The following is a 25,722-nucleotide window of genomic DNA, read 5'->3' as shown; positions in this document are numbered from 1 at the left end:
CGGGCGCTGGCCGCGCAGCCCGCCACGGCGCCGGGGCGGCTCGCCCGGTACGCCGCGCACCCCGACGAGGACGTCCGGCGCGCCGCCGCCGTGCACCGCGCCACGCCGGAGCCCGCGGTGACCGCGCTGGCCGTCGACGCCTCGACGGCCGTACGCCGTGCCCTGGCCGCCCGCGAGGACCTTCCGCGACCGGCGGCCGCCGTCCTGCTGGCCGACCCCGAGGGCGACGTCCGCCTCACCATGGCGCGCCGGGTCGGCGCGCTCCCCGAGGACCTCGACGCCCTCGTCGGTGATCCGGACCCGCGGGTGCGCCGGGTGCTCTCCGCCCTCGGCCGCACCAGCGAGGCCGACCTGAGCGATCCGGACGCACGGGTCCGCCGCGCGGCTGTCGAGCGTCGCCGTCATCTCGACCTGGCCGCGCACCTGCCCGCGCTCGCACGGGACGAGGACCCGGGTGTCCGGGAGCTGGCCGCCGCGAGGTGGCGCAACCACGATCCGGACGCGCTCGCGGTGCTGGCCGCCGACCCCGTGGCGGACGTCCGGGCGCAGGCCGCCGCCAACTGGTTCACCCCCGTCGAGGCACTGACCGCGCTGGGGTCCGACCCGGACCCGGAGGTCCTGCGCCGCCTGGCCGGCAACCGGCTCGCTCCGCCCTCCGCCCTGACCCGGCTGGTCGACACCTTCGCCCGGCAGGCCGCCGAGGCCGCGGCCGGGGGATTCCCGGACATCGGCTCGCCGGACGACCGGAGCTCGCTCATCCACGCCGTGCTCCGCCATCCGGCGACCCCGCCCGGGGAGCTGCGCCGCCTGCACGCCCTCGACATCCTGCCCGGCTTCCACCCGGGCAACGCGATGTCCCAGCCCAACTGGCCCCCGGACCTGCTGATCTCGTTCGGCCTGCAGTACTGCGCGAGCACCGTCTCGGGCGAGGAGGAGCGGGCCCACTTCGACCGGATCACCGAGGCGGCGGAGACCGAGCCGCTGGAGCAGGTCCTCGCCGAGATGGTCGCCGGTCCGATCTACTACCTGCGCGCCGCGGTCGCCAACCGGCACACCCCGCCGCAGGCGCTGGCCCGTTTCGTCCGCGAGGGCGACCCGGAGCTGGAGAACTACCACCTGGAGGACCTCGCCCAGAACCCCGCCCTCCCGCAGGAGATCATGCTCGACTGGGTCGCGCAGGGCACCCGCTGCGGATACCTGCTGAGGAACCCCGAACTGCCGGTGCCGGTGATCGACGCGATCGCCCGCAGGCCCGACGAGTACTTCGCCGACGAGGCCCGCGACCTGCTGGAGGTCCGGCGTCTGCGGGCGGCCGCCCGACACGAGAGGACCGAGGAACCGTGCTGACCACCTCCGACTGGCGGGCCCGCTTCGACCGCCTGGGCCCCGCCGACGCGGCCGCGTACGCCGACCGCGTCGGCCGGCACACCGACATCGCCGACTACCTCGACGACAGCGGCTACGCCTGGTACGTCCACCACGGCGACCTGGTGGTCCCGGACGACCTCGACCACGACATCGCGCTGGTCGTCGACGGTGACCTGGTCGTGCACGGCTTCGTCGACGACTACGTCTCCGACATCGGCCTGCTCGTCGTCCTCGGCGACCTGGTCGTGCGTGACCTGGTCTCCTGGGGCTCGGTCTACGTCGCCGGTGACCTGCGGGCCGAGGGCATCGTCTACGGCTACTACAACGACTTCACCTTCGAGGTCGACGGCGCCGTGCACGCCCGGGCCCTGGTGCTCAGCGACAAGTCCGCCTCCTACACGGCCGGCGAGGTCGAGGCGGAGATCGACTCGTACAGCCCCACCAAGGACCAGCTGCGCGCGGTCCGGGGGATCCTGGTGCCCCAGGCGTACGACGGCGGGGCCAAGCGGGCCCGCGCGGGCCGCCTGCCGAAGCTCGACCGCCCCAGCTACCAGCGCGTGTGCCGTCGCCTCCACCGGGGCAAGCCGCTGTTCCGCACGGAGACGGCGACGGAGAGGGCGACGGCGACCGGTACGGCGGCCGCGGTGGCTCCCGCGGGTGCGTCGGAGGGGACGGCCGGCGCGGGCGACTGACCGTCAGGTCGGCGGGCCCGAGGAGCGGGACGCGCCAGGACCGGGACGCCGGCGGACAGGCCCACGGTGGGCGGTCGCCAGGGCGGCCGCGCGTCCCGGCGCTCCGGCACGCCTGGACGGTGCCGCACGGTTCGTCCGGCTCCGGGCCGCCGTCCGGTCGCGAGGGTGCGACGGGTCCGGGGCGGCCGGAGCCGGGCCTCGGGCTCAGGCGGTGGCCCGGTCGATCCGGGTGGCGATGCCGTCGAGGATCAGTTCGAGTCCGACCGAGAAGTCGGCGTCGGCCAGTGCGCTGTCGGGCGTGTCGGCCGGCGGCGCCGTGAACACCTCCGCGGAGAACAGCCGGGCCGTCTGCGGAAAGCGGTCGGGGTGCACGAGGCCGGCCAGGGCGTCGGCCCAGGCCCGTTCGGCCTCGGCCTGCGCCTGACCCTCCGGCCGGGCCGCGGCGAGTTCGTGCTGCTGACGGACCGACTGGACGACGTAGCCGCCGATCAGCCCGAGGACGCCGATCCGGTGCGGCCAGTCGAGCGGCGTCCGGGCCAGGACGTCCAGGGCCGCCTCCATCCAGGCAATCCGGTGGGGTCCGGAGGGCGGTCCGGTGACGGGCAGCCGGGTGAGCCACGGCCGCTGCCGGTAGACGGCGCGCTGGGCGTAGGCCCAGGTGCGCAGGCCCTCGCGCCAGTCGCAGTCGTCGAGCCGGGGCGGCGTGCCGATGGCGTGATCGCCCATCAGGGCCAGGAGCTCGTCCTTGGAGCCGACGTGGCGGTAGAGGGACATCCCGGTGAAACCGAGGCTCTCGGCGACCTTCGGAAGGGTCACTCCGTCGAGGCCGTCACGGTCGGCGGCCGCCACGGCGGCCGTGACGACGAGTTCGACGTCGAGCGCCGCAGGGCGGCCCCGTCCGGAGGATTCCGAGAGCCGCCACAGCCGCCGCAGCGGTGGCGGGACGGTGTTGTCGCCGGTCATGTGCCCCTCGATGCCTTGGATGGAGCCCTCATCCTGTCAAACACTCAATTAGTTTGCCCATGATAGTTTCTCGGGAACATGAAAGCTCGGGCAGGGCCGTCCGCGAGGGCGGCCGGGAGCGGTGCACGGCCGGTGCCGTGGCCGTGCGACCCGCCGCGGCCGACGCGACCCGTCGCCGCCGGGGGCGCCCCGACGGCGGGAGGCGCCCGGCACTCAGGGACCGCCCCGCCCGGGATCGCCGTCCGCGCCGCAGGGCCGGCACCGGATCCGGTGCACCCCCGGCAAGGCGCCTCCCGTGGTCGCCACCGCACATGAGCGGCACGTCCTGTCCCGGACGGAACGGAGTGTGAAGCACGTGATCGGAACCGTGTACCGCAGCCAGGACGTACCGGAGGGCGAGCGCTTCGAGAGCTGGCGGGAACTGATCGACCGGACCCGCGCGACCGAAGCGAGGACCGATCACGTGGCCGACTTCCGGGCCGAGGCGCACTTCCTGGAACTCGGGCCGGTGACCGCGTGGCGGACGTCCTTCCCGTCCTCGCACCTGTGGACCACGGCCCGTAGCCTCCGCCGGAACGACCCCGAGCTGTGCCACCTCTCGCTGGTGCTCGAAGGAGAGCTCACCCTGGTGCGCAGCCGTCACCGGAGCGTGACCGTGGGCCCGCTCGGACTGCTGGTGGAGGACAACTCCCGGCCGTGCGAGGTGTACGCGGAGGGCGCCGGCACCACGGCGGACGGACGGCCCGGCCTCGTCACGGGGATCGGCGTGGACTTCCCGAAGGCACTGTTACCCCTGCCCCCACGCGAGGTGCAAGGACTCCTGGGACGGAACCTGCCGGTGAACGACGGCGTGGGAGCCCTGCTGGCGGACTACCTGACCGGACTCGACCGGCAGGCCGAGTACCTGAGGCCCTCCGACGCCCCCCGCCTCGGCACGGTCCTGCTCGACCTGGTGTCGGCGCTCTTCGCCCACACGCTGGAGGCCGAGTCGGCCCTGCCGCCGGAGACCCGGCAGGAGGTCCTGGCCAGGAACGTCCGGACCTTCATCCGGCAGAACCTCCACGACCCGGACCTGACCCCGGGCCTCATCGCCTCCGCGCACCACATCTCCCTCAGCCACCTCCACCGCGTCTTCACGGACCAGTCGCAGGGCGAGACGCTCGCAGCCTGGGTCCGCGCCCAGCGGCTGGAGCGGGCCCGCCGCGACCTGGCGGACCCCTCACTGGGCTCCCTGCCGATCCACGCGGTCGCCGCCCGGTGGGGCATGCCCCGGGCCTCCGACTTCACCCGCGCCTTCCGCAGCGCCTACGGGCTCTCCCCGAGGGAACACCGGCTGCGGTCACTGACCGGCCGAACGTGAGACGCAGCGCCAAGCAACACCGGACGCACACGCAACACAGTCAGGCGACGGCACGGCATGCTCGAGGAGCACGCGGTCGGCTGCCCGGTCATCACCCCGCCGGGCAGCCGGCCCTCCCCCTGGAAACGCTCGCACCCCGCGGCCGACCGAGCCGCAGCAAGGACGATCACCGTGGACCGACCGGACGTCATCGACACCTGCACCCGCATGGCCCGGTACGCCGACCGGAGGGACTGGGACCGGCTGGTCGGCGTGTTCGCCGACACCGTGACCCTGGACTACACCAGCCTGAACGGCGGCGAGCCCGTCACCCTGCGGCCGGAGCAGATCGTCGAGGGCTGGAAGGAAGGACTCGGCGGGTACGCCGCCACCCAGCACCTCCTGACCAACCACCTGGTCACGGTCGACGGTGACCGGGCGGTGTGCACCGCGGCCTTCCAGGCCACCCACCGGAAGGGCGACGACCGCCTGTGGACCCTGGGCGGCGACTACCGCTTCGACCTGATCCGCACCCCCGTCGGATGGCGCATCGCCGGCGTGGTGATGACCACGGTGTGGAGCGACGGCGAGCGGTAGCCCACCCACCTCCCGACGGGCGGCCGCGCAGGGGTGGCGCGGGGGTGCACCCCTGCGCGCCCGGGACCGTCCCGACCCCCTCACCGGTGAACGCGACTTCACCGGTGAACCCGACCCCAACGGTGAACCCGACCCCAACGGTGAACCCGACCCCAACGGTGGACCCGGCCCCGGCGGACACCGGACCGACCACCGAGACCACGACGGAGTACGCATGACACGCACGACCAAGGTCACCTTCGACGGCGGGGGCGTGACCCTGACCGGCTTGCTCCACCTCCCGGACGCCGACGACACCGCGGGCCCGCTGCCCGCCGTCGTGGTCGCCGGCACCTGGACCAGCGTCAAGGAGCTCATGGCGAACCGGTACGCCGAGCGGCTCGCGGCCCGCGGCTACGCCGCCCTGTCCTTCGACTTCACCGGCTTCGGTGAGTCCGAGGGCGTACCGCGGGACGTGGAGAACCCAGCCCTCAAGGTCCGCGACATCCAGCACGCGATCAGCTTCCTCGCCACCCACCCGGCCGTCGACGGCGACCGGCTGGGCGCCCTCGGCATCTGCGCCGCCGCGATGTACATGGCCGACGGCACCGCCCGGGACCCCCGCGTCAAGTCGCTCGCCCTGGTGGCGCCCTGGCTGCACGACGCGGCGATCTGCGAGGACGCCTACGGCGGCGCGGACGCGGTCGCCGAGCTCATCAGGACCGGCCGCGAGGCCCGCGCCCACTACGAGAAGACCGGCGAGGTCGAGTACGTCCCGGTCGTCTCCACCACGGACGAACGCGCCGCGATGCCGTACGACATCGACTTCTACCTCAACCCCGAGCGAGGCGGCATCCCCGGCTGGCCCAACCGCTTCGCCCTGATGGCCTGGGCGGACTGGCTGACCTACGACTCCATCGCGCTCGCCCCGCGCATCGACCGGCCCACGCTCCTCGTCCACAGCGAGGACGCGGCGATCCCCGACGGCGCCCGCCGCTTCCACGCGGGCCTCGCCGGCCCCAAGGACATCCTGTGGACGCAGGGCACCCAGTTCGACTTCTACGACACCGAGCCGCAGGTCACCGTCGCCGTCGACACCGTGGCCGCCCACTTCGCAAGGAGCCTGCGATGATCCTCGTCACCGGAGCCACCGGGAACGTCGGCGGCGAGGTCGTCCAGGCCCTCGCCCGCGCCGGCGCACCCGTACGCGCACTGGTCCGCACGCCCGCCGACCCCGCGACTCCCGCCGACCCCGCGACTCCCGCCGACCCCGCGACTCCCGCCGACCACGCGACGGGAGCGGTCGAACAGGTCGTCGGCGACCTCGACCGGCCCGAGACCCTCGAACCGGCCCTGAAGGGCGTCACCGGGGTGTTCCTGCTCCCCGGGTACCAGGACACGGCCGGTCTGATGACCCGCGCACGTCGCGCCGGGGTGGAACGCGTGGTGCTGCTGTCCAGCCCCGCCGCGGAGGCCACCGACACCGGCAACGTCGTGTCCCAGTACATGATCGGCTCCGAGAGCGCCGTCCGGGACTCCGGGCTCGCCTGGACGATCCTGCGGCCCAGCGCGTTCATGTCGAACGCCCTGCGCTGGCTTCCGCAGCTGCGCACGGGCGACACCGTCAAGGACTCCTTCGGCGCGGTGCCGGTCGCCCCCGTCGACCCGTACGACATCGCCGCCGTCGCCGCCCGTGCCCTGCTCGACCCCGGGCACGACGGCCGGGTGTACCCGCTGAGCGGGCCCGAGGCGCTGCTGCCGGCCGAACGCCTGGCGGTGCTCGCCGACGTCCTGGGACGGGACCTGCGCTTCCACGGTCTCTCCGACGACGAGGGCCGTGCCCGGATGACCGCCGACGGCGTGCCCGAGCCGTACATCCAGGCGTTCTTCAGCTTCTACGCGGACGGCACGCTCGACGAGTCCCCGATCCACCCCACCGTGCGGGACCTGACGGGGAACCCGCCGCGGACCTTCCGTCAGTGGGCCGAGTCGCACCGCTCGATGTTCACCGGCACCACCTGAGCCCCGCCCGGAACCGACACCCCTCCCGGAACCGGGCCGCGCCCCGCCGCCCCACCGGCGTGCGCGGCCCCGCCGGACGGTACGGTCGGCCGGATCCACCGAAGAGACACCGGCCCCCGACCCGGCCCGGACCGGGAGGGAGAATGCCGGGAGGGCGGACATGGACGATCGATGAGGACGGGGCCGTGCCGGAGGACTCAACCGTGCGGGAGCTGTGGGACAGGACCTACCTCGCGCTGCTGCCCTGGGCCCGTCTGCCCGCGGCCGACCTGCACGCGCGCTGCGCCGAGGCGGTGACCGCGGCGCTCGTCGTGCAGTGGGGCGGCTGCGACGACGCGCTCCTCGACGCACCGGCCACGGACGGGCAGATCCACGCCGTCGTCGCCGCCCGGACGGCGTACGGACTCGGATGGCGTGACGCGGTGCTCGGCGACATCGCGGCGCAGGCCCGGGCCGCGGGGCTCGGCGACGGTCCGGGCGGCCTGTGGACACCGGCCGGGCGCTGGAACCGTGGCCGAGGGCGGTCGTTCCGGCCGACCCTCCGCGCCGACCTGGAGTTCTTCACGGCGCATCCCTGGGCCGCGGAGCTGGACCACCTGCGGACCGTGCGCCGCGCCGCCCAGGCCTCCCCGGCCGATCCCCGCTCCGCCCTCACCTCGCTGTTCCGCACGGCCTGGACGGACAGGGCCACCGAGCGCCGGGGGTGGGACGACGCCGCATGGTGGCAGTACCTGGACGTCGGGGCCCTGACGTCCTGGGCGGTGGTCGCCCTGGGCCTGCCCGCCGAGAACCCGGCCGACGCCGCCTCGGCCGTCGAGGACGCCGCCGAGGCCGCGAGCCCACCCGACTGGACCTGGACCGGGACCGGCCTGCCCGACGGCTTCCTCGACGCGGCCTTCGACGCACTCGCCCTCTGACGCCGCTCACCGGAAAGGCGGTGGCTCCAGGGTCTTGCCGGCACCGGAGTCGCGGACAACCGTCCTCGGGCCGGGGGCGGGCACCAGGGGGCGGCCGGGGGGTTGCACCAGTGCGGCGCGGTTCGGGACGCGGAAGGCTGAACGCACTTCGTCGTACCAGGTGTTGGAGGGGTCATGGTCGTCTTCGCTCAATCGTCCTCGCGTGGGGGAGTCCGTCGGCACGGTGGTCTGCGGGCCGTGGTCGGGGCAGTCGTCTGCTGCGGACTGGTGCTGGGCGGGCCCGGCGTCGCCACCGCCGACGCCCTGGCCGGTGCCCACTCCCGGACGCAGGCGCAGCAATCGGAGTACGGCCGGGGCTCGCTGGTCTCCGCCGAAACGCTGTACACGCTCGCGAGTTCGCAGGAGGTGGCCGCCGAGCTCAAGGCGGCCGGGTTCGCGGACGACACCGTCCGGCACGGCGTGGTGGCGTACCGGCTGGTCTACCGGACCGTCGATCCGCACGGGCGGCCCACCACGGCGAGCGGGCTGCTCGTGCTCCCGCTCACCGGCGGGAGGCGGTTGCCGGTGGTCTCCTTCGCGCACGGCACCGGCAGCCACCGGGACGACGCCCCGTCCTCGAAGCGCGGTGCCTTCGTGTCCGCGCCGGTGGTCGCGCACGCGTCGGCCGGGGCCGCCGCGGTCGCGCCCGACTACCTGGGGATGGGCAAGGGGCCCGGCCTGCATCCCTGGATGGACATCGGCTCCGAGACCACGGCGTCCCTGGACATGCTGAGGGCGGCCCGCGCCTTCGCGCAGCGCACCGGACGCGCGCTGGAACGGGAGGTCATGGTCACGGGCTTCTCGCAGGGCGCCTCGGCGGCACTCGGCCTCGGCCGCGCCCTTCAGGCGGGCGAGGACCGCTGGTTCAGGCTGGGCGCCCTGGCCCCCGTCAGCGGCGCCTACGACTTCGGCGGGGCGGAGCTGCCCGCGCTGCTCGACGGCAGGCTGGAGACCAAGTCCAGCGTGCTGTACGCGGCCTACACCCTGGTGGCGTTCCAGCGGCTCCATCACCTCTACGACAGCCCGGGCGAGGTCTTCCGGGCCCCGTACGACAGCACCGTCGAGGCGCTCTTCGACGGCGCGCACACGGGGGAGCAGCTGATGCGGGGCACTCCGGGCACGCTCGACGCGCTGCTGACCGAACACGGCCGCGAGCTGCTCGCGCACCCGACGGGTCCGCTGGCGGCGGCGCTGCGCACGACCGACGCCGTCTGCACCGACTGGGCTCCCCGGGCCCCCGTCCGGCTCTACATGGCGGCCGGGGACGAGCAGGCCGTCACCGCCAACACGGACCACTGCCGGACCGCCCTGCTCGGGAACGGCGTGGGCGCCCCCGTTGTCGACCTCGGCGCCATCGACTACCACGGATCCCGCCACCTGGGCTCCAACGTCGCGGCCACCTCGGCGATCGTGCGCTGGTTCGGCGAGCTGCGCCGGCGGTGACGCGAACGGGGCGGCAAAGCCCTTGGGCTCGCGGCCCGGTGTCCAGATCAGGCACACCGGGCCCACCCAGTCGGGGGCGTCGTAGTCCTGCCGCTCGGACGGTGGTGATGATCGGCGAGGAACGGCGTCAGGGCGTACGGCCCAGGCCTCACCGATGGCCCCGGCCGGCTGCTGCCCGCCGGGTGCGTGACCGCCGGAGGGCCAACCAGCTGTTCGTCCTGCGCCGCGGCGTCATCAGCAACCAGTGGACCGCGGAACTGCGCCCGGTTCAGGGCTTCAAGACCCCGTTCGAGCACTCGCCCTGCCCGGTGCACCGTCTCTGACACCGGGCGGCGTCGCGTCCGTCACGGCGGCGGGTCCGGAGGTCTCCGGGCCGGAGCGGCCCGGAGACGCGGGTGAACAGGGTCGCACGCCGGTGGAGTGCACGGTGGCCGCGACCGCAGGGCGGCGCCGGGCCTGTCAAACGGTGACCGCCGCGGCGGGCCGGGGCGGCGAGGCCTGCGCGGGCGTGACGTTGTCCGGGGTGGCCGGCTCCAGGGCCACGTCGAGGACGTCGATCATCCTCCGCAGCTTCTGCTGGACGCGGACGGCCTCGGGCTGCGGTACGCGGACGACGGCCCGGGCGGCCGAGGCCGGCGCCGCCGTGGTGAAGGCGAGGTCCAGGACCTGGTGGTTGTTGAGGGTGGAGGCGAGCCGGGCGAGCGTCCCGGTGGTGGGGCGCAGGGTGACGGTGAGTCGGGTGTGTTCCATGGCGGCGGGTCCTGTCTGTGGGTGGGACTGGCGGGCCGGGAAATCAGAAAGACCCCTCGCGGAGTGCGAGAGGTCTGCGTGCGGGCGGTGGGCCGGGGAGGGTCACTCCTCCCGGCGCGGTGCCGGCACGCTGCCGCTGGTAATCAGCTGCTGCTGCATGTCCCGCATGCTGGCAGAAACCGGCCGGGACGGGACGGGCCGTCTCAGACTGCGGGACGGCGGCGGGATCGCACGGCGGCGGGGCCGTACGACCGTGTCGGCCCCGCCTCCGCCCGCCGCCCGCAGCCCGGGTTCACGCCACCCGGAAGCGCGGCCGCCCGCCCGTGGGGGCCTGCGCCGCAAGGGCGGGGTCGCCCTCGTGGACGGTGGTGATGACGGGGTACCGAGGCCCGACCGCCCGGTCCCACCACTCCCCGCACCCGAGCTGCCGGCCGCAGGCGACCGCACAACCAGGTGCACGGGCTCAGGCTTCGATCTGTGTCCAGGTGTCGCCGGCGCGGAGCCAGAGGACACCGTCGCGGCCCTGGACGCAGCGCAGGACGACCGGCCCCGGCAGTCGCAGCTTCTCCTGGGAGGTGATCACCCAGGCGTCGTCGACGAGTTCCGCGCGGCTCAGCTCGACAGCGGGACGGTCGTGGAACCGGTGGGTGAGGAGCATCCGGGAACCGCGCACGGCGATGCCGTCGGTGTCCTTCAAGGGGTTGCGGTAGCTGGTGATGTCGCCGGTGGCGGGATCGACCCGGGACAGGAAGGCACCCTTGTGGCTGTACCAGGCGAGCCAGGCCGCGGCCTCCTCGGTGGCGGCCGCGCTTCCGCCGAGGGGCCAGACGGGGAGCCGTCCCCGAGGGCTCCAGGTGTGGGTGCCGTCGGTGTCCCAGCGGGCCAGGCCGGCGTTGCTCTCCGGGTGGTCCCCGTAGATGCCCTCGTCGCCGTACGAGGTCCAGATGCCGCCGTCGCGGTCGGTGAGGACGTAGTCGATGTCGTCGCCGATGCAGAAGTGACTCACCGGGTGCCCGCCGGGGGAGTACACGACGGCGTTCCTCTCCCAGGTCCCGTCCGGCTCCCGGCGTGTACGGCCGGACACCAGCAGGAACCGTGACCGCGGGAGCAGGGCCAGGTGACCGGTCCACGGGGTTATGCCGGTGACAGGGGTGCGGTGTTCCACTCCGCCCGAGACGACGACCAGGACGCCGTCACACGGAGCCGGCACGCTCCATCCGACCCACCCCTTGACGTACGGGGAACGGCGCAGGTCCCGTTCCTGGACCAGCATCACCGCGAGTTCGCCGCTCGGCCCGACGCTCCACCACAAGGCCCGCCATCCGGCCAGGGCATCCTCGGGGGGCAGGCTCCACGCGACGGGCAGTTCGCCAAGCGTCATCGGCATTCACCTCTTGGACTCCAGGCCCCGACGGCGCCCGAAGAGGTACACGTTACCGGGCGGTGGCCGCAGGGTTTCGATCGGCCCCTTGCCCTGGCGCACTCAACAGGCTGGCGCACTCAACAGGCTGGCGCGCCGGCTGCGGATGGCCCGGCTCGAGGGTCCGCGGCAGCACCGGCCCACGCCGGGCCTGCCGGCCGTTCGTCAGAGCGCCGGGCTCGCGCCGACGTCGGTCGGTCCGGTTGGTCTCCGGCCGGTTCGGTCGGGAGGTCCGGTGTGTCGGAGGGCGTGGCTACCATGCCGATCATGGGCTACACCACGACATTCACCGGCCGGATCGCCGTCGAGCCGCCGCTCAACGAGCGGGAGCTCGCCTACCTGCGGAAGTTCGCCGGCACCCGGCGCATGGACCGCGACAACGGCCCCTACTACGTCGACGGTACCGGCTACGCGGGACAGGGCCGTGACGCGGACATCCGCGACTTCGACAAGCCCCCGGCCGGCCAACCCGGCCTGTGGTGCCAGTGGGAGCCCACGGATGACGGCTCCGCGATCGAGTGGAACGGGCGCGAGAAGTTCTACGACTCACCCGAGTGGATGTCCTATCTGATCGACCATTTCCTGAAGCCAGGTGCTCACGCCCGGGGCAATCCCGGGTTCGAGGACTTCACCTTCGACCACGTGCTCGACGGCGTGATCGATGCGCAGGGCGAGGAGTCCTGGGACACCTGGCAGCTGACGGTGCGCGGCCATGAGGTGTCCGCGTCCGGGCCGGTGGAGCCCGAGATGGTGTGGGTGTGTGAGGGCTGCGCCGAGGAGGTCGCCGATGAGGACACCGTCTGCTGCCCGGGGGCGGAGCCGGTGCCGTCGTACGTCGAGTAGCCTGCCCGCGCTCGCGACGGCGGTGAGGTCCGGCGGTTCGGAGGGCGGCCGCGCTCCACGAGGGCCGCCGGCGGGCCCAGCACCTCGGCCTCCCACTCGGAGGGCGAGTGAGAGGCGACGGGTGAACGGTCCGGCCCAGGCCTGACGGTGGACGTGTCCGGACTCGTCGGCTCATCGTGCCGACACCGCACGGGTGTTGTGGCGGCGCTCAGGGCGCGGGAGGGTCAGGGCGTCAGGACGATCTTGCCGCTGACGGTGCCGGACTCCGCCAGGCTCAGGGCCTCGGCGGCCCGGGCGAGCGGCAGGCTGGCGGCGATGCGGGCGGTGATGTCGCCACGGTGGAGGGCGGCGAACACCTCGGTGAGGTCGGTGCGCAGCCGGGCGCGGAAGCGGTCCCTGCCGAGGGCGCGGCCGGCCCAGATGTTGTAGAAGTACGCGTGCCGCCCGTTGGGGAGGGTGTTCCAGAGCCAGGTGCGGGCGAGGATCCTCAGGACGGGCCACTGCTTGGAGCCGGTGTCGTCGCGGGTGGAGGCGCTGCCGTAGGCGACCAGGGTGCCGCCGGCGGCGAGGAGCTGCCAGGAGTCGATGACGCTGCGGCCGCCGACGTGGTCGAAGACCGCGTCCACACCGCCGGGCGCCAGCGCGCGGACCCGGGAGACGACGTCCGCGCCGCGGTAGTCGACGGGGATCACGCCGAGTTCCCGCAGGGCGTCGTGGTGCCGGGCGGACGCCGTGCCGATCACGGTCGCGCCGGCCGCGTGGGCGAGCTGGACCAGGACGGAGCCGACCCCGCCGCCGGCGCCGTGCACCAGGACGGTCTGTCCGGCCCGCACCCGGGCCCGGCGGTGCAGCATCTGCCAGGCGGTGATGCCGTTGACCACGACGGTCTCCGCCTCGGCCGCGGTGAGCCCCTCCGGGACCTCGACCGCGTCCGCCGCGTCGAGCACGACGTGGCTGGACCACCCGCCGACCTTCAGCAGCGCGGCGACCCGCCGTCCGGTCAGGGCCGGGTCGACGCCGGCGCCGGTGGTGAGCACCCGGCCCACCAGGTCGTAGCCGGGGACGAACGGGAAGGGCGGCTGGTCGTAGTAGCGCCCGCGGCGCATCTGCTGCTCGGCGAACGAGACGCCGCTCGCCTCCATCGCGACGACGACCTGCCCGGGACCGGCCTGCGGTACGTGCCCGTGGCGGATCTCGAGTCCCTCGGGCGCCACGACGCCGGGCAGAACGACCTGGATCATACGGTCGGTCTCCATGACCGACCCCCTTTCGAAGAGCTTCTTGCGTTCGTTAGAAGTTATAACTCCTCTCGTTCGTGAGAGTCAAGAAGAACAGTGATAACCTCTAACTCGAACGTCGGCGCCATGGCCGGCCGAGGTCTGGAGGCGGCAGTGGCCGAGTCGGACGCGGGGACTCCCCGGGAGCGCTACCGCGCCCAGGTGCGGGAGGAGATCAAGAAGCACGCGTGGGAGCAGATCGCCACCGCCGGGGCCTCGGCGCTCTCCCTCAACGCCATCGCCAAGCAGATCGGCATGAGCGGCCCCGCCCTCTACCGCTACTACGCCAACCGTGACGAGCTGATCACCGAACTCGTCCGGGACGCCTACCGCAGCCTCGCCGACGTCTTCCGCACCCGGGCCGAATCCGGCGCCGACCTGGCCGGGCTGGCCCACGCCCTGCGCGGCTGGGCGCTCGACGACCCCCAGCGGTACCTTCTGGTCTACGGCACGCCCGTGCCCGGCTACCGGGCCCCGGAGGACACCACCCGGATCACCGGCGAGATCATGGCCGTCCTCCTCGACGCCTGCACCGCCGCCGGGCCGCCCGCCATCGCCGCGACGGCCCTTGACGAGCACCTCGCCGACCACCGGACCTGGGCGGACGACCACCCGGCCCCGCCGTCGGCGCTGCGCCACGCCCTGACCGTCTGGACCCGCCTGCACGGCGTGCTCTCCCTGGAGCTCGCCGGCCACTTCACGGGCATGGGATTCGACCCCGCCCGCCTGTACGCCGCCGAGACGGACGCGCTCACCGGCCACTGACCGGGGGCGCCCGGGGATGCCGATCGCAGGAACGGGTGCGGCTCCTTGTGCCGGGTCGGACCATTGCCCGTGTTGTCCATGGGCTCGCGTCCATGTCCGACGAGTGGTCCTTCCCCGGCGACCTGATCGGGTTTCAGCGCGAGTACAACGCCGCCGGGCGTTCGATGTGGACGGACGCCATGGAGTCGCCCGAGCCTCGCCGCGCACAGCTGGAGATCCGGGAGCGCATGTCCGCCCACCCGTTCCGGGCGTCCGTTCCCGAGGATCGGCGACACCTCGCCCGCCGCGCGCTCGAACAGGCCGGCCGCCACCCGAAGCCCTGAACCCTCGGACATTTCAATCCTGGTAGGCCCACCGGCGGCTTCCCGCGGCGTGGGTCGCGGGCGATGTGAGGCGGGTCGTCGTGGTCCCCGCGTCATGGCGGGGCGGGCCGGGGGACACCTGCGGGGTGGACCTGCCGGGCAACCCCGGCGACGGCCGTGTCGGCCGGCGGCGGGTGCGCCGCGAGTGGTCGCCGTATGCGAGAACGTCATGGAACGTCCTCCCCCCGGTTACACGATGAGCCCCGAGGACCTGTCATGCTCCCGGTGACACGACGTCAACACGCGTAGATCGCGGACCGGCCCCCACCGGACGCCGCGGTCATACGCCTCCTCCGGGAAGGGACAGCCCCTCATGTCCGTTGCACACATACGCAGGTGGAAGGTGCTGGCGGCCACCGTCTCCGCCGTCCTCGTCAGCCTCGCCCTGCCGACCGCCGTCGCGAGCCCCGCGAACGCCGCCGCCGGCCCGTACGACAGCACGTACTACAAGAACGCGATCGGCAAGTCCGGCAGCAGCCTCAAGGCCTCGCTGCACACCATCATCGGCACCGGGCAGACCAGGATCTCCTACGACGCGGTCTGGAACGCCCTCAAGGTCCTCGACCAGGACCCCGGCAACACCAACAACGTCATCCTGCTCTACAGCGGCACCTCGCGCGCCAAGTCCCTCAACGGCGGCAGCCTGGGCAACTGGAACCGCGAGCACGTCTGGGCCCAGTCCCACGGCAACTTCGGCACCTCGGCCGGCCCCGGCACCGACCTGCACCACCTGCGCGCCGCCGACGTCCAGGTCAACAGCATCCGCGGGAACAAGGACTTCGACGAGGGCGGCAGCCCGGTCAGCGGCGCCTCCGGCAGCTACACGGACGCCGACTCCTTCGAACCGCGCGACGAGGACAAGGGCGACGTCGCCCGCATGATCCTCTACATGGCCGTCCGCTACGAGGGCGACGACTCCTGGCCCGACCTGGAGGCCAACGACTCGATCAACGGCAGCACCCGCTTCCACGGCCGGCTCTCCGTGCTGAAGCAGTGGAACGAGCAGGACCCGCCCAGCGCCTTCGAGCAGCGCCGCAACCAGCTCATCTTCGACACCTACCAGAAGAACCGGAACCCGTTCATCGACCACCCCGAGTGGGTCGAGGCGATCTGGTAGACCGTCCGGGAAGGCGGCCCGTGCCCGTGCCCGCCGTGCGACGGCGGGCACGGGCCGTACCATTTCGACGTCGAGCAGACCCACATGTTCCACGGCAACGGGTACGTTCCCGGGATCATCGCCCGGGGACGGTCGGCGACCCTGCGCCAGATCTCCCTCTGGCTGCGACGCTGCCAGGAGATGACGTTCAGCGACGACAAGGAGGAGGACGCGCGCACCGGCACCCTCTTCGGCGACGCGGCGGCGGTCGCCGAACGGCACTCCGCGTCACCGCCCCCCGTCCCGGCACCGGCGGACGGGCTGAGCCCGCTGCCCCGGGACTTCGTCCTCCCGGCGTAGACCACCCGAAGACGGATGCGTCGACAACCGAATGCGGTGTGCGGTGCGTCCCGGCCGGGGGAATGGGGTCCAAGGGCCCCAGACGTCGCCGGTGCGGGCGACCTACGGTGACGTTACCTACGGAACCGTAGGTTTGCCCGTCGACGAGAGTTGAACCCCGTGAGCAGCACCATCTCCCGCACCCGGTGGACCGATGTCCGACTCCTGCAGGCCCTGGAGGAGGTGGTCGAGCGGGAGCTGGACCGCCATCTGCGGGTCTTCAAGGAGTGGATGCCCCACGAGTACGTGCCCTGGGGGCGGGGGCGGGACTTCGACGGGCCGCTCGGCGGTGAGCCGTGGTCCGTGGAGCAGTCGCCGCTGACCGAGGTGGGCCGGGTCTCGCTGGTGGTGAACCTGCTGACGGAGGACAACCTGCCCAGCTACCACCACGAGATCGCGACCCTGTTCGGCCGCGACGGGGCCTGGGGCACCTGGGTGCACCAGTGGACCAGCGAGGAGGCCCGGCACTCGATGGTCCTGCGCGACTACCTCGTCGCCTCCCGCGCCGTCGACCCGGTGGAGCTGGAGCGTGCCCGCATGACCCACATGCGGGGCGGATTCGTCTCCGACAACCGGCACTCGCCGCTCCACACGGTGGCGTACGTCGCCTTCCAGGAACTGGCCACCCGCATCTCGCACCGCAACACCGGGCACGCCTCGGGCGACCCGGTCTGCGACCGGATGCTGGCGCAGGTCGCCAACGACGAGAACCTGCACATGATCTTCTACCGGAACCTGCTGAGGGCCGCGTTCGAACTCGCCCCCGACCAGGCGATGCAGGCCGTCAACGAGGTGGTGACGAACTTCCGGATGCCGGGCCACGGCATGCCCGGCTTCGAGCGGGCCGCCGCGCGGATCGCCGTCGACGGCGTGTACAACCTGCGGGTCCACCTCGACGACGTGCTGCTGCCCGTCCTGCGCCACCTCAAGGTGATGGAGGTGGGCGGACTGGGGCCGGACGGGCTCAGGGCCCAGGAGGAGCTGGGGCTGCTGCTCGACGGTCTGGCGACCCAGGCGGCCCGGTTCGACGAGCGGCGGGCGGCGATCCTCGCCCGGCGGGCCGCGGCCAAGGGCTGACCGTACGCGTTCCGGGGGCGTTCCCCGGAACCCGCACGGCGACGACGAGGGCCTCCTGCCGGGGCGACGGTGGTCGACGGCAGGAGGCCCGCCGGGTTCGGGGCCGGTGCTCAGCCGGCGGAGCCGGGCAGCGCCGTACCGACCCGGGCGCGCACGGCCTCGACGGCCTCCCAGTCCTCCCCGCTCAACTGGGCGAGCGCGGCGGGGAAGACGCCGTCCTGTTCCTTGAGGATGTGATCCCGCAGCCGGCCGAGGGTGTCCAGGAGCCGCTGCGGCCAGGCGGGGTCGGTGGGCGTGCCGTCCGCGGCCTCGTCGAGGACGGCCTCGATGAGCCGGTGCTCGGCCTCCAGGGCGGCGATGTGGTCGGGGAACTCGGCGGCCATGAACGGGAACAGGCCGCGCTCCTCGACCTCGGTGTGGGGCCGGAGCAGGGCGGCGATGTCACGGGCGGCGGCGGCCATGGCCGGGGCGTCGCCGCCGTGGTGCGCGGCCCGGACCGAGCCGATCAGGTTGACCACGGCGTCGTGTTCGTCCGTCAGGTCCCGGATGGTGGCCAGCGCCTGGCACCCGCAGTACTCGCACATGTCGAGGGGTCCTTCCTCCCGGTCGGGTGGTGAGCGGTCAGGCCTGCGCGGCGCGGTGGACGCGGGCGGTGGTGGGGCGGGCGGTGGTGGGGCGGGGGGCCATCGTGGGGTCTCCGTTTCTCCGACGGCGGCTGCAAGGTCTGCGGGACGGTGCTCAGGACGGGATGCCGCGTACGCGCCGGTGCGCGAGGGTGCGCGCCGGCGCGTACGGGCGGATCAGGTGCCGGGAAGCGCGGTGGCGAGCAGGACGACGCCGAGCGAGCCGACCAGGGAGGCGACGGCGAGGGCCCGGGCGAGCTCGGCGCGCCCCTTGGCGTGGGCCCAGCCGTGCACGGCGGCCGCGAGCATCACGGCGGTGAACAGGCCGAGCTTGGCCGCCAGGATCCGGTCGTAGCCCGGTTCGGCCAGCGAGGCCCAGGTGACGCCCCGGCGCCAGGCCAGTGCGACGCCGGTGCCGAGCTGCGCCGGGAGGAACAGCGCCCCGGTGAGCATCCCGAACCGGCGGCCCACCGAGGAGGCGAACCGGCCGGCGACCTCGGCCGGGAACTGACGGCGGGCCAGCGGGAGGATCACGGCGGACAGCGCCAGCTGCCCGCCGACCCAGAGCACGGCGCCGCACACGTGGACGAAGCGCACCAGGGACCAGAACCCGATCCCGTCCATCACTTCACCTCCACGTGGCCGTGCGCCCCGGCGTCGGCGTGGCGCATGTCGTGGTCGACGAAGGGGTAGTGGCCGGGCGCGACGAAGGTCGTCTCCACGAACCCGCCCTGCGCGGGTGCCAGGTCGAGCACCTGCGACCCGCCGGGGGAGGACGGTGCGAGCAGGTGGGCGCCCTCCTTGTAGACGGTGTCGAAGACCGTGCCGACGACGTGGAAGGCGACCCCGTCGGTCGGTCCGGCGGCGACGACCCAGAACCGCACCCGCTGTCCGGCGCGGGCCGTCAGCGGCGCCTTGGCGTACTGGGCGGCCACCCCGTTGAAGGCCCAGGCGTCGGGGGTGCCGGCCCGCATCGCGGCCACCTGCCGGTCGCCGCCCGGCTCGCCCAGGTACAGCTCGGAGGAGACCAGCAGGTACTCCTGGTCGACCGCGGCGAGGCCCGGCGGGTCGATGACCACGGCGCCGTACATGCCGTTGCCCAGGTGCTGGAGCATCGGTGCCGTGCTGCAGTGGTAGAGCCAGGCGCCGGCCCGGTCGGCGGTGAAGCGGTAGGCCAGCCGCTCGCCCGGCGCGAGGGTGCGCATCGGCCCGTCCGGGGCGAGGGCGCCGGCGTGGAAGTCGATGCCGTGGCCCATGGTGTCGTCGTTGACCAGGGTGACCTCGAAGGTGTCCCCGACCCTGCCGCGCAGGGTGGGGCCCGGCGCGGTGCCGCCGAAGGTCCACATCTCCTGGGTCACCCCGGGCGCGACCTCGACCCTGGCCCGCACGGCGTGCAGTTCGACCCGGTGGACCGTTTCGCCCGTCGCGGCGGGCAGCGCGGCGGCGCGCGGCCGCCAGCCGGGGGAGAAGTCCCGGGCGAGGTCGACCCCGTCGTGCCCGGTGGCCGTGCCGGTGGCCGGGGTGCCCGCGGCCGTGCCCGGCGACGGGTGCGCGCCGCCCGTACCGGCATGGCCGGTGACGACGAGGTCGAGGCGCATCCCGGCGGCCTTGTGGCCCGGTACGGAGCACCAGGCCCGGCGGTCCGCGGTGAGCGGCCCGAGATCGAGTGTGCGGCTCTCACCCCGGCCGAGCAGCGGGGTGGCGGGGCCGTTCTCCACGGTGAGGTCGTGACGGGCCGCGTCCTGGTTGGTGACGACCAGCCGTACGGCCGTACCGTGCGGCACCTCGACGCGGTTCGGACTGACCCGCATGGACTCCAGGGAGATCGCGACGGTCCGGGTTCCCGCGGCGGCGGCGGTGCTCGCCGGGGTCGGCCGGGAGGAGGTGCCGCCGCTGCCCGCGACCAGCGCGGCCAGCACGGTGAGGGCCGTTCCGGCGGCCGTCCCCAGCAGGAGCCCGCGACGGGCGGCCCAGAAGCCCCGGGCCCGGTCACCGGCCACCGTCCGGCCGAGCACCCGCACGACCAGCGCCAGGAAGGCCGCCACGCCCGCACCGGCCGGCACGGCGCCCGCCGCGGCGGCCGAGGACGGCGCGAGCGCCAGCAGCGGCACGGCGAGGTTGAGCAGCGCGAGGCGTACCCGCCACCCGCCCTCCAGGATGTGCTGCAGCTCGGCACGCCGCTTCGGACCGCCGCCGAGCACGACCGGCAGCAGGTACGTCAGGGCACCGATCAGCACCTGCCCGACGAAACCGACCAGCAGCACCGGGACGAGCGTCCCGACCTCCTCCTGCGCGACCGTCAGTCTTCGGCCGGCCAGCAGGGACAGGTCCGCGACCAGCGCCACCAGGAGCCAGCCGACGGAGGCGGCGAGCATCCAGGCGGCGGCCGCCGACACCGCGCCGCGCCTGCGCACCGTACGGCCGAACAGGTCGACGGCGAGGGCCGTGCCCGCGCCGTACGCGGCGACCCCGGCCGCGGCCGGCCACCGCCATCCCGCCGCCAGCGCCGCGACGGCCACCGCCAGGCCCGTCCCGTTCAGCCACAGCACGCGGCGGGCCACCCGGACGGTGCGGTCCCGCATGGGGACGCCCAGGACGGTCGGCCACAGCATGAACAGGGTGCCCAGGACGGGCAGGCCGATCCAGCCGAACAGCACCACGTGGATGTGCGCCAGCCGTAGACCCGCGTGCGCCCGCTCGCCCAGCGGGGCGACCGCCAGCGACCAGCCGAGCAGCACCCCGACCAGCAGCGCCGCCGCGGCGGCCCGGTAGTAGCCCACGACCGGCGCCAACCGGCCCCCCAGTGCGCCGCGGCCGAGCCGCACCAGCACCACCAGATGGGCGGCGACGGCCGCGACCAGCAGCAGACAGGCGGCTCCGGTCAGGACGGGCAGCTCCGCCCACACCCCCGTCAGCACGCCGAGCACGGCCAGGTTGGCGCCGTACAGCCGCACCGTGCTCCACCGCTCGGACGGCTGGCGCGCGTGCAGCAGGGCGACGGCGAAGTGCTCGCTCCACAGCAGGACCGCGGTGGTCGCCGCGCCCAGCAGGAACAGGTGCACGGCCAGCCAGCGGGCGACCGGCAGGGTCCGCTCCGCGGTGGCGGCCAGCAGCGCCAGCCCCAGCCAGGCCGCCACCAGGAGGTGCGCCCGCGCGTACCGGGTCCGCCGGTCCGGCTTCCCGGCCGCGGCCTGCGGGAGGGTGGTCACGACCGGCCCTCCGATCCGCGCACCGAGGGCAGCAGCGCCGCCAGTTCCCGCTGGTACGGGAAGGACCCGGGTCGGTAACCGCACCACGGCTCCTCGGCGTACGGGTCGCCGGTCACACCGTACGCGCGCGAGCGGGAGCCGCCGCAGACCCCGCGGAACTCGCACTGCCCGCAGCGTCCGCCGAGTCGGTCGCCGTCCCGCAGGCCGGTGAAGAGCTCGGAGGTGCGGTAGATCTCGGGCAGCGGTCGCTCCCGTACGTTGCCGGCGCCCAGCGGGAGGAAGCCGCTGGGGTGCACCGTGCCGGTGTGGGAGACGAAGACGAAGCCGCGGCCGGCGTTCACGTCCAGCGGCGGACGGCGGGCCCGCCGCGCACCGTCGAGCCCCAGATCGGCGACGCGCCCGCGCAGTTCGCGGTAGAGCGGGCCGAGCCCGAGCGCCGTCACATGGTCCTCGCCCCGGTCCGCGAGCACCCGGCGCTGCAGCGCGACCCGGCGGAAGTGGTGCGCCTCGGTGGTCTTGGCGGGCACGATCAGGCCGACGTCGTACACGAAGTTGAGGACGTCCTCGGCCTCGGCCGGGCTCAGCGCGGCCAGGGCGCGGCCGCGTCCGGTCGGCACCAGGAAGAAGGCGCTCCACAGCATGGCGCCGTACGCGTGGACCTGCCGGACGATGTTCGGCAGGTCGTACAGGTTGTGCCGGGTGACGGTGGTGTTGATCTGCACCTTCAGACCGAGCCGCCGGGCGGTGTGCCAGGCGTCGAGGGTCCACCGGTAGACGCCGGGCACGCCGCGGAAGCCGTCGTGCGACTCGGCGGTGGAACCGTCGAGGCTCAACGACAGCCCGACCGCGCCGGCCTCGTGCACCGCCCGCAGGTTGTCCGCGGTGAGGGTGGGGGTGCCCGACGGGGAGACCGCGACCCGGACGCCGATCCGCGTGGCGTGGGCGATCAGCTCCAGCAGGTCCGGGCGCTGGAAGGGATCACCCCCGGTGATCACGAAGAGCGGCGCGGGGGAGCCGAAGGAGGCCACCTGGGCGAGCAGGTCCTCGGCGGCCGCGGTGTCGAGCTCCCGCGGATCGCGGTCCGGCACCGCCTCGGCACGACAGTGGCGGCACGCGAGCGGGCACGCCCTGGTCGACTCCCAGATCACGATGAACGGCCGGTCCGCCACGTCCTGATGCTGCAGACGGACGGCGCGGACTCCGGCCGGGCGCCGGTTCGGGTCGTACACGCTGGTCACCTCCGGTTCGATCAGGACTCAGCCTGGTGCGTCCGGGGTGTCGCGAAGCCCCGCCGATGGTCCCGGCCGTTGGGGTCGGTGGACCCGAATCCGGGTGCCGCGCCCGGGCCTTCCGGCGGGGAGACGAGGGACCTTCGACCCCCCCCGGCCGGGTGGGCCCGAATCCGGGTGACGGTGATCAGTGCGGGAAGTGCCGCGGCAGCTCCGCGGTGAGCGCGGCCGCCGCAGGGGAGAGCCAGCGGCGGCGGTGGCGGGCCAACTGGACGGTGACGTCGGGGAACTGCGGGCCCGGCACCTGGGTCAGGCGGCCCGCCGCGAGGGCGTCCGCGACGTTGACCCGGGCCAGCAGGCTCAGACCGAGGCCCGCGGCCACGCAGGACCGGGCGGCCTCCAGACTGCCGAAGCGCGTGATCCGGGGCGGCGCGGCCCTGTCGGCGGCGAGCAGCCGCTCGATGAAGCGGTCGCTGTACGAGCAGCCCTGCTCGTGCAGGAAGTAGTCCTCCCGGGTCAGCTGCGCCCAGTCGGTGGGCGGGTCGGTGGCGCCGCGCGCGGCGGCGGGGTGCTCGGGGGAGCAGACCAGCACCAGCGGCTCGCGGGCCAGCGGTGTGCACTCGATGTCGCGGAACGCCGCCTCGTCCTCCAGCAGCAGCGCCACATCCAGCTCGCCGGTGCGCAGCGCGGCGACGGCGGCCGCGGTACCCATCGTGCGCAGGTCCACCTCGACCCCGGGGTGGCTGCGCCGCAGCGCGGCGATGACACCCGGCAGCCGCGCCGACACCAGGGTCTCGCCGGCCGCGAGCGTCACGCGTCCGGTCACCCGGCCGTCCGCGCCACCGGCCGAGGCGGCGACGGCCCGCAGCCGGGCTTCGGCCTCCAGCACGGCCTCGGCCTGCGCCAGCACCTCGCGTCCGGCGCCGGTGAGCACCACCCCGCGCGGCAGCCGGTCGAACAGGCGCAGGTCGAACTCCTTCTCCAGCGCCTGCACCTGGGCGGTCACGGTCGACTGGACGAGGTGCAGACGCTCCGCGGCCGCGGTGAGGTTCTCGGTCCGGGCGACGGTGACGAAGGTGCGCAGCAGTCGGGTGTCCATACCGCCGACGATAGCCGTTTGCCATCGCCGATATCGATGGCACGGATCGTTATCCATCGTTGGTGCGGATGCCGCCGCGATGTCAGGGTAGGGGCATGAACCTGAGGACGAACACCGGGACCCTGCGCTACACCGCCTTCACCACCGACCCCGCCGGCGGCAACCCGGCCGGCGTCGTGCTCGACGCGGCCGCCCTGGACGACGCCGCCATGCTCGCTACCGCCGCCGAGGTCGGCTACTCGGAGACCGCGTTCGTCACCGCCTCGGACCTTGCGGCGCGCCGGTTCCGGGTGCGCTACTTCAGCCCGCTCGCGGAGGTCGCCTTCTGCGGTCACGCGACCGTCGCCACCGCGGTGGCCCTGGCCGAGCGGATCGGCCCCGGCCCGCTCGTCTTCGACACGCCGGTGGGTGAGATCGCCCTCGACACCTCGGCGACGCCCGCGGGCACCGTGACGGCGACGCTCACCAGCGTTCCCACCCGCTCCCGGCCGGCGAGCGAGGACGAGCTGCGCGCCTCCCTCGCGGCCCTGCGCTGGTCCGCGGAGGACCTCGACCCCGCTCTGCCGCCGCACGTCGCCTTCGGCGGGAACGAGCACCTGGTCCTGGCCGTGGCCACCCGAGAGCGCCTCGCCGCCCTCGACTACGACTTCGACGCCCTGGCCGAGGTGATGCGTCGTCACGGCTGGACCACGCTCCAGCTGGTCCGGCGCGAGAGCCCCGAGCTCTTCCACGCCCGCGACCCCTTCCCGATCGGCGGGGTCGTCGAGGACCCGGCCACCGGCGCCGCGGCCGCCGCCCTCGGCGGCTACCTCCGCGTCATCGGCGCCCTCCCGGCCTCCGGCGCCTTCACCATCCGCCAGGGCGAGGACCTCGGCCGCCCCAGCCTGCTCCGGGTCGAGGCCTCCACCACCGACCCGCGCGTACGGGTGAGCGGCCAGGCCGTGGCGATCGCGGATGCGGGCACCGGCGGCGACAAGGCCTGAGCGCCCATCGAATGGATGGGTGATCCGGCGCATGATTCCGACCGATACCTGCGGTCACAAGGCTCGCGTTTTCGAGCCTTGTGGGTCCGGCTCAAAGACCTCACCCGGACCGGATGGCGATCGCGACTCGATACACCTCCTACAGCACCCTCCACAGGGCGGTCGCGAACACCGCGGTGACCCAGGTCCACAGGACCGAGAACGCCAGGTGGCCCAGGGTGCGGAGGCGGTCGCCGCGCCAGAGGCGGGGCGAGAAGACGGCGAACTGGAAGAGCCAGCGGGCTCCCCAGAACAGGGTCTCGCCGGCCAGCAGGGCGGCCCCGAGCGGCGAGCCGGCGAGGAGTTCACCCGGCATCGCCAGCGGCAGCAGACCGAGCAGGACGCAGACGAGGCCGATGAAGAAGAGGTGGGCGTAGGAGACCTGGCGGGTCAGCAGGGTGGTCCCGGCCAGGTCGGCGGGCCAGTCGATCACGCGGGGCAGCACCGCGTGGAACAGGCCGAGACCGACCAGCGCGGCCCCGACCAGCCGCAACTGGACCTCCATGTCGAGGAGTTGGTTCACGACTCGGACCTCCGGAAGGTGAAGGCGGTGACCAGGACGGCGATCCGCCGCTCGGCCGCCGGGTGCAGGCCCGCCGCGGCGGCGTGGCCGAGCCAGGTGGCCCGCGGCCGGAAGTGCCACGCGCCCGGCCCGTAGACGACGGTGTTCGCGGCATCACGCAGGTGCTCGACCAGGACGAGCGATCCGCCCGGCCGCAGCACCCGGACCGCCTCGGTGAACAGGGCGGCGCGATCGGCCGCCCGGCGCAGTTCGTGGGCGGCGAACACGACGAGCACCGAGTCCAACGAGGCGTCTGCGGCAGGCAGTTCCGACGGTCGAGCGGTTACGGTGCCGGGCACCGGTGGCACCCGGCGGCGGGCGCGGCGGATCGAACCCTCCGTCATCAGCGCCGGGTCGTACAGGTCGACGGTCAGCTGCGGCGCGCCGGGGTGGCGGGCGGCGACCGGCCCGCTCGTCTCGTCGAGGCCCGCCGAGACCACGAGGTGACGGCCGGGCCCGTCCGGCAGGAGGTCGTCGAGCCAGGCGTAGCCGTGCAGTTCGGAGCGGTCGTAGACGCACCAGGTGGCGGCGGTGCTGCCGGCGAGCAGCCAACCCGCCGCGAGCGCGCCCGCGCCCTGCACCGCACCCGCGGCATCGCCCCCGAGGTCACCCGGCACACCCTCGCCGACC

At 74.0% G+C, this 25,722-nt stretch carries 26 protein-coding genes and 1 pseudogene; 16 read left to right on the top strand and 11 right to left on the bottom strand.

Going from position 1 to position 25,722, the window contains the following annotated elements; translation table 11 throughout:
* Both ACWEQL_RS28230 and ACWEQL_RS28225 read left to right on the top strand, forming a co-directional pair.
* Positions 1 to 1,347: pseudogene (locus ACWEQL_RS28230) on the top strand (hypothetical protein); the annotation flags it as partial.
* A complete protein-coding gene (locus tag ACWEQL_RS28225) occupies positions 1,341 to 2,060 on the top strand; it encodes a hypothetical protein (protein WP_452153145.1) in 720 nt (239 codons plus the stop codon). The pseudogene ACWEQL_RS28230 and the gene ACWEQL_RS28225, both read left to right, overlap by 7 nt.
* 204 nt (positions 2,061 to 2,264) lie before the next feature.
* On the opposite strand, the gene ACWEQL_RS28220 is transcribed toward ACWEQL_RS28225, so the two are convergent.
* A complete protein-coding gene (locus ACWEQL_RS28220) occupies positions 2,265 to 3,023 on the bottom strand; it encodes a TetR/AcrR family transcriptional regulator (protein WP_452153144.1) in 759 nt (252 codons plus the stop codon).
* Positions 3,024 to 3,378: 355 nt separating this feature from the next.
* On the opposite strand from ACWEQL_RS28220, the gene ACWEQL_RS28215 reads away from it, so the two are divergent.
* From ACWEQL_RS28215 to ACWEQL_RS28185, 7 genes are all read left to right on the top strand, one after another.
* Positions 3,379 to 4,383: an AraC family transcriptional regulator gene (locus ACWEQL_RS28215; RefSeq protein ID WP_452153143.1), complete on the top strand. Its 1,005-nt coding sequence runs from the start codon at positions 3,379 to 3,381 to the stop codon at positions 4,381 to 4,383.
* Positions 4,384 to 4,554: 171 nt separating this feature from the next.
* Positions 4,555 to 4,959 carry a nuclear transport factor 2 family protein gene (locus ACWEQL_RS28210; protein ID WP_452153142.1) on the top strand — a complete coding sequence of 135 codons (405 nt, stop codon included), beginning with the start codon at positions 4,555 to 4,557 and terminating at the stop codon, positions 4,957 to 4,959.
* Between the two features lie 214 nt (positions 4,960 to 5,173).
* Positions 5,174 to 6,070, top strand: a complete 897-nt coding sequence (locus tag ACWEQL_RS28205; protein WP_452153141.1) for an alpha/beta hydrolase — start codon at positions 5,174 to 5,176, stop codon at positions 6,068 to 6,070.
* Complete coding sequence (locus tag ACWEQL_RS28200; RefSeq protein WP_452153140.1) at positions 6,067 to 6,960, top strand: NAD(P)H-binding protein; 894 nt, start codon at positions 6,067 to 6,069, stop codon at positions 6,958 to 6,960. Before ACWEQL_RS28205 ends, ACWEQL_RS28200 begins: the two co-directional genes overlap by 4 nt.
* A gap of 185 nt (positions 6,961 to 7,145) precedes the next feature.
* Positions 7,146 to 7,877, top strand: coding sequence for a hypothetical protein (locus ACWEQL_RS28195; RefSeq protein WP_452153139.1), 732 nt, complete (start codon positions 7,146 to 7,148; stop codon positions 7,875 to 7,877).
* 237 nt (positions 7,878 to 8,114) lie between these two features.
* Positions 8,115 to 9,359, top strand: coding sequence for a lipase (locus ACWEQL_RS28190; RefSeq protein WP_452153138.1), 1,245 nt, complete (start codon positions 8,115 to 8,117; stop codon positions 9,357 to 9,359).
* A gap of 182 nt (positions 9,360 to 9,541) precedes the next feature.
* Complete coding sequence (locus ACWEQL_RS28185; RefSeq protein ID WP_452153137.1) at positions 9,542 to 9,682, top strand: hypothetical protein; 141 nt, start codon at positions 9,542 to 9,544, stop codon at positions 9,680 to 9,682.
* 136 nt (positions 9,683 to 9,818) lie between these two features.
* Here the strand turns inward: ACWEQL_RS28185 and ACWEQL_RS28180 are convergent, their stop codons facing one another.
* Entirely contained in the window at positions 9,819 to 10,109 is a 291-nt protein-coding gene (locus ACWEQL_RS28180; RefSeq protein WP_452153136.1) for a hypothetical protein, read from the bottom strand.
* 463 nt (positions 10,110 to 10,572) lie between these two features.
* Entirely contained in the window at positions 10,573 to 11,490 is a 918-nt protein-coding gene (locus tag ACWEQL_RS28175) for a hypothetical protein (RefSeq protein ID WP_452153135.1), read from the bottom strand.
* A 306-nt stretch (positions 11,491 to 11,796) separates the two neighbouring features.
* Between ACWEQL_RS28175 and ACWEQL_RS28170 the strand changes: the two genes are divergently transcribed.
* Complete coding sequence (locus ACWEQL_RS28170) at positions 11,797 to 12,372, top strand: hypothetical protein (protein ID WP_452153134.1); 576 nt, start codon at positions 11,797 to 11,799, stop codon at positions 12,370 to 12,372.
* A 224-nt stretch (positions 12,373 to 12,596) separates the two neighbouring features.
* Here the strand turns inward: ACWEQL_RS28170 and ACWEQL_RS28165 are convergent, their stop codons facing one another.
* A complete protein-coding gene (locus tag ACWEQL_RS28165; protein ID WP_452153133.1) occupies positions 12,597 to 13,628 on the bottom strand; it encodes a medium chain dehydrogenase/reductase family protein in 1,032 nt (343 codons plus the stop codon).
* A gap of 108 nt (positions 13,629 to 13,736) precedes the next feature.
* On the opposite strand from ACWEQL_RS28165, the gene ACWEQL_RS28160 reads away from it, so the two are divergent.
* From ACWEQL_RS28160 to ACWEQL_RS28140, 5 genes are all read left to right on the top strand, one after another.
* Positions 13,737 to 14,414 carry a TetR/AcrR family transcriptional regulator gene (locus ACWEQL_RS28160; protein ID WP_452153132.1) on the top strand — a complete coding sequence of 226 codons (678 nt, stop codon included), beginning with the start codon at positions 13,737 to 13,739 and terminating at the stop codon, positions 14,412 to 14,414.
* 92 nt (positions 14,415 to 14,506) lie between these two features.
* Positions 14,507 to 14,737 carry a hypothetical protein gene (locus ACWEQL_RS28155; protein WP_452153131.1) on the top strand — a complete coding sequence of 77 codons (231 nt, stop codon included), beginning with the start codon at positions 14,507 to 14,509 and terminating at the stop codon, positions 14,735 to 14,737.
* A gap of 352 nt (positions 14,738 to 15,089) precedes the next feature.
* Entirely contained in the window at positions 15,090 to 15,893 is an 804-nt protein-coding gene (locus ACWEQL_RS28150) for an endonuclease I family protein (RefSeq protein ID WP_452153130.1), read from the top strand.
* Positions 15,894 to 15,977: 84 nt separating this feature from the next.
* Entirely contained in the window at positions 15,978 to 16,232 is a 255-nt protein-coding gene (locus ACWEQL_RS28145; protein ID WP_452153129.1) for a hypothetical protein, read from the top strand.
* A gap of 159 nt (positions 16,233 to 16,391) precedes the next feature.
* Positions 16,392 to 17,348 (top strand): acyl-ACP desaturase, encoded by a 957-nt coding sequence (locus tag ACWEQL_RS28140; protein WP_452153128.1) that lies wholly within the window; start codon positions 16,392 to 16,394, stop codon positions 17,346 to 17,348.
* 110 nt (positions 17,349 to 17,458) lie between these two features.
* Here the strand turns inward: ACWEQL_RS28140 and ACWEQL_RS28135 are convergent, their stop codons facing one another.
* From ACWEQL_RS28135 to ACWEQL_RS28115, 5 genes are all read right to left on the bottom strand, one after another.
* Entirely contained in the window at positions 17,459 to 17,932 is a 474-nt protein-coding gene (locus ACWEQL_RS28135) for a hemerythrin domain-containing protein (protein ID WP_452153127.1), read from the bottom strand.
* Between the two features lie 216 nt (positions 17,933 to 18,148).
* Positions 18,149 to 18,595, bottom strand: coding sequence for a hypothetical protein (locus ACWEQL_RS28130; RefSeq protein ID WP_452153126.1), 447 nt, complete (start codon positions 18,593 to 18,595; stop codon positions 18,149 to 18,151).
* Complete coding sequence (locus tag ACWEQL_RS28125) at positions 18,595 to 21,180, bottom strand: multicopper oxidase domain-containing protein (protein ID WP_452153125.1); 2,586 nt, start codon at positions 21,178 to 21,180, stop codon at positions 18,595 to 18,597. The genes ACWEQL_RS28130 and ACWEQL_RS28125 overlap by 1 nt, the downstream gene beginning before the upstream one ends.
* Positions 21,177 to 22,409 (bottom strand): TIGR04053 family radical SAM/SPASM domain-containing protein, encoded by a 1,233-nt coding sequence (locus ACWEQL_RS28120; protein WP_452153124.1) that lies wholly within the window; start codon positions 22,407 to 22,409, stop codon positions 21,177 to 21,179. Before ACWEQL_RS28120 ends, ACWEQL_RS28125 begins: the two co-directional genes overlap by 4 nt.
* Before the next feature lie 187 nt (positions 22,410 to 22,596).
* Positions 22,597 to 23,508: a LysR family transcriptional regulator gene (locus ACWEQL_RS28115; protein ID WP_452153123.1), complete on the bottom strand. Its 912-nt coding sequence runs from the start codon at positions 23,506 to 23,508 to the stop codon at positions 22,597 to 22,599.
* A gap of 95 nt (positions 23,509 to 23,603) precedes the next feature.
* On the opposite strand from ACWEQL_RS28115, the gene ACWEQL_RS28110 reads away from it, so the two are divergent.
* Positions 23,604 to 24,491: a PhzF family phenazine biosynthesis isomerase gene (locus ACWEQL_RS28110; protein WP_452153122.1), complete on the top strand. Its 888-nt coding sequence runs from the start codon at positions 23,604 to 23,606 to the stop codon at positions 24,489 to 24,491.
* 139 nt (positions 24,492 to 24,630) lie between these two features.
* Here ACWEQL_RS28110 and ACWEQL_RS28105 read toward each other — a convergent pair whose 3' ends face one another.
* Both ACWEQL_RS28105 and ACWEQL_RS28100 read right to left on the bottom strand, forming a co-directional pair.
* The gene (locus tag ACWEQL_RS28105; RefSeq protein ID WP_452153121.1) at positions 24,631 to 25,053 is read right to left on the bottom strand and encodes a hypothetical protein; all 423 of its coding nucleotides are present in this window, start codon (positions 25,051 to 25,053) and stop codon (positions 24,631 to 24,633) included.
* A partial coding sequence (locus tag ACWEQL_RS28100; RefSeq protein ID WP_452153120.1) for a class I SAM-dependent methyltransferase occupies positions 25,050 to 25,722 on the bottom strand: 673 nt, incomplete at its 5' end. The genes ACWEQL_RS28105 and ACWEQL_RS28100, both read right to left, overlap by 4 nt.

The sequence above is a fragment of the Kitasatospora sp. NPDC004240 genome (genome assembly GCF_053603215.1).
The sequence above is the reverse complement of the archived record's forward strand: the minus strand, read 5'-3'. Positions and strand labels throughout refer to the sequence as shown.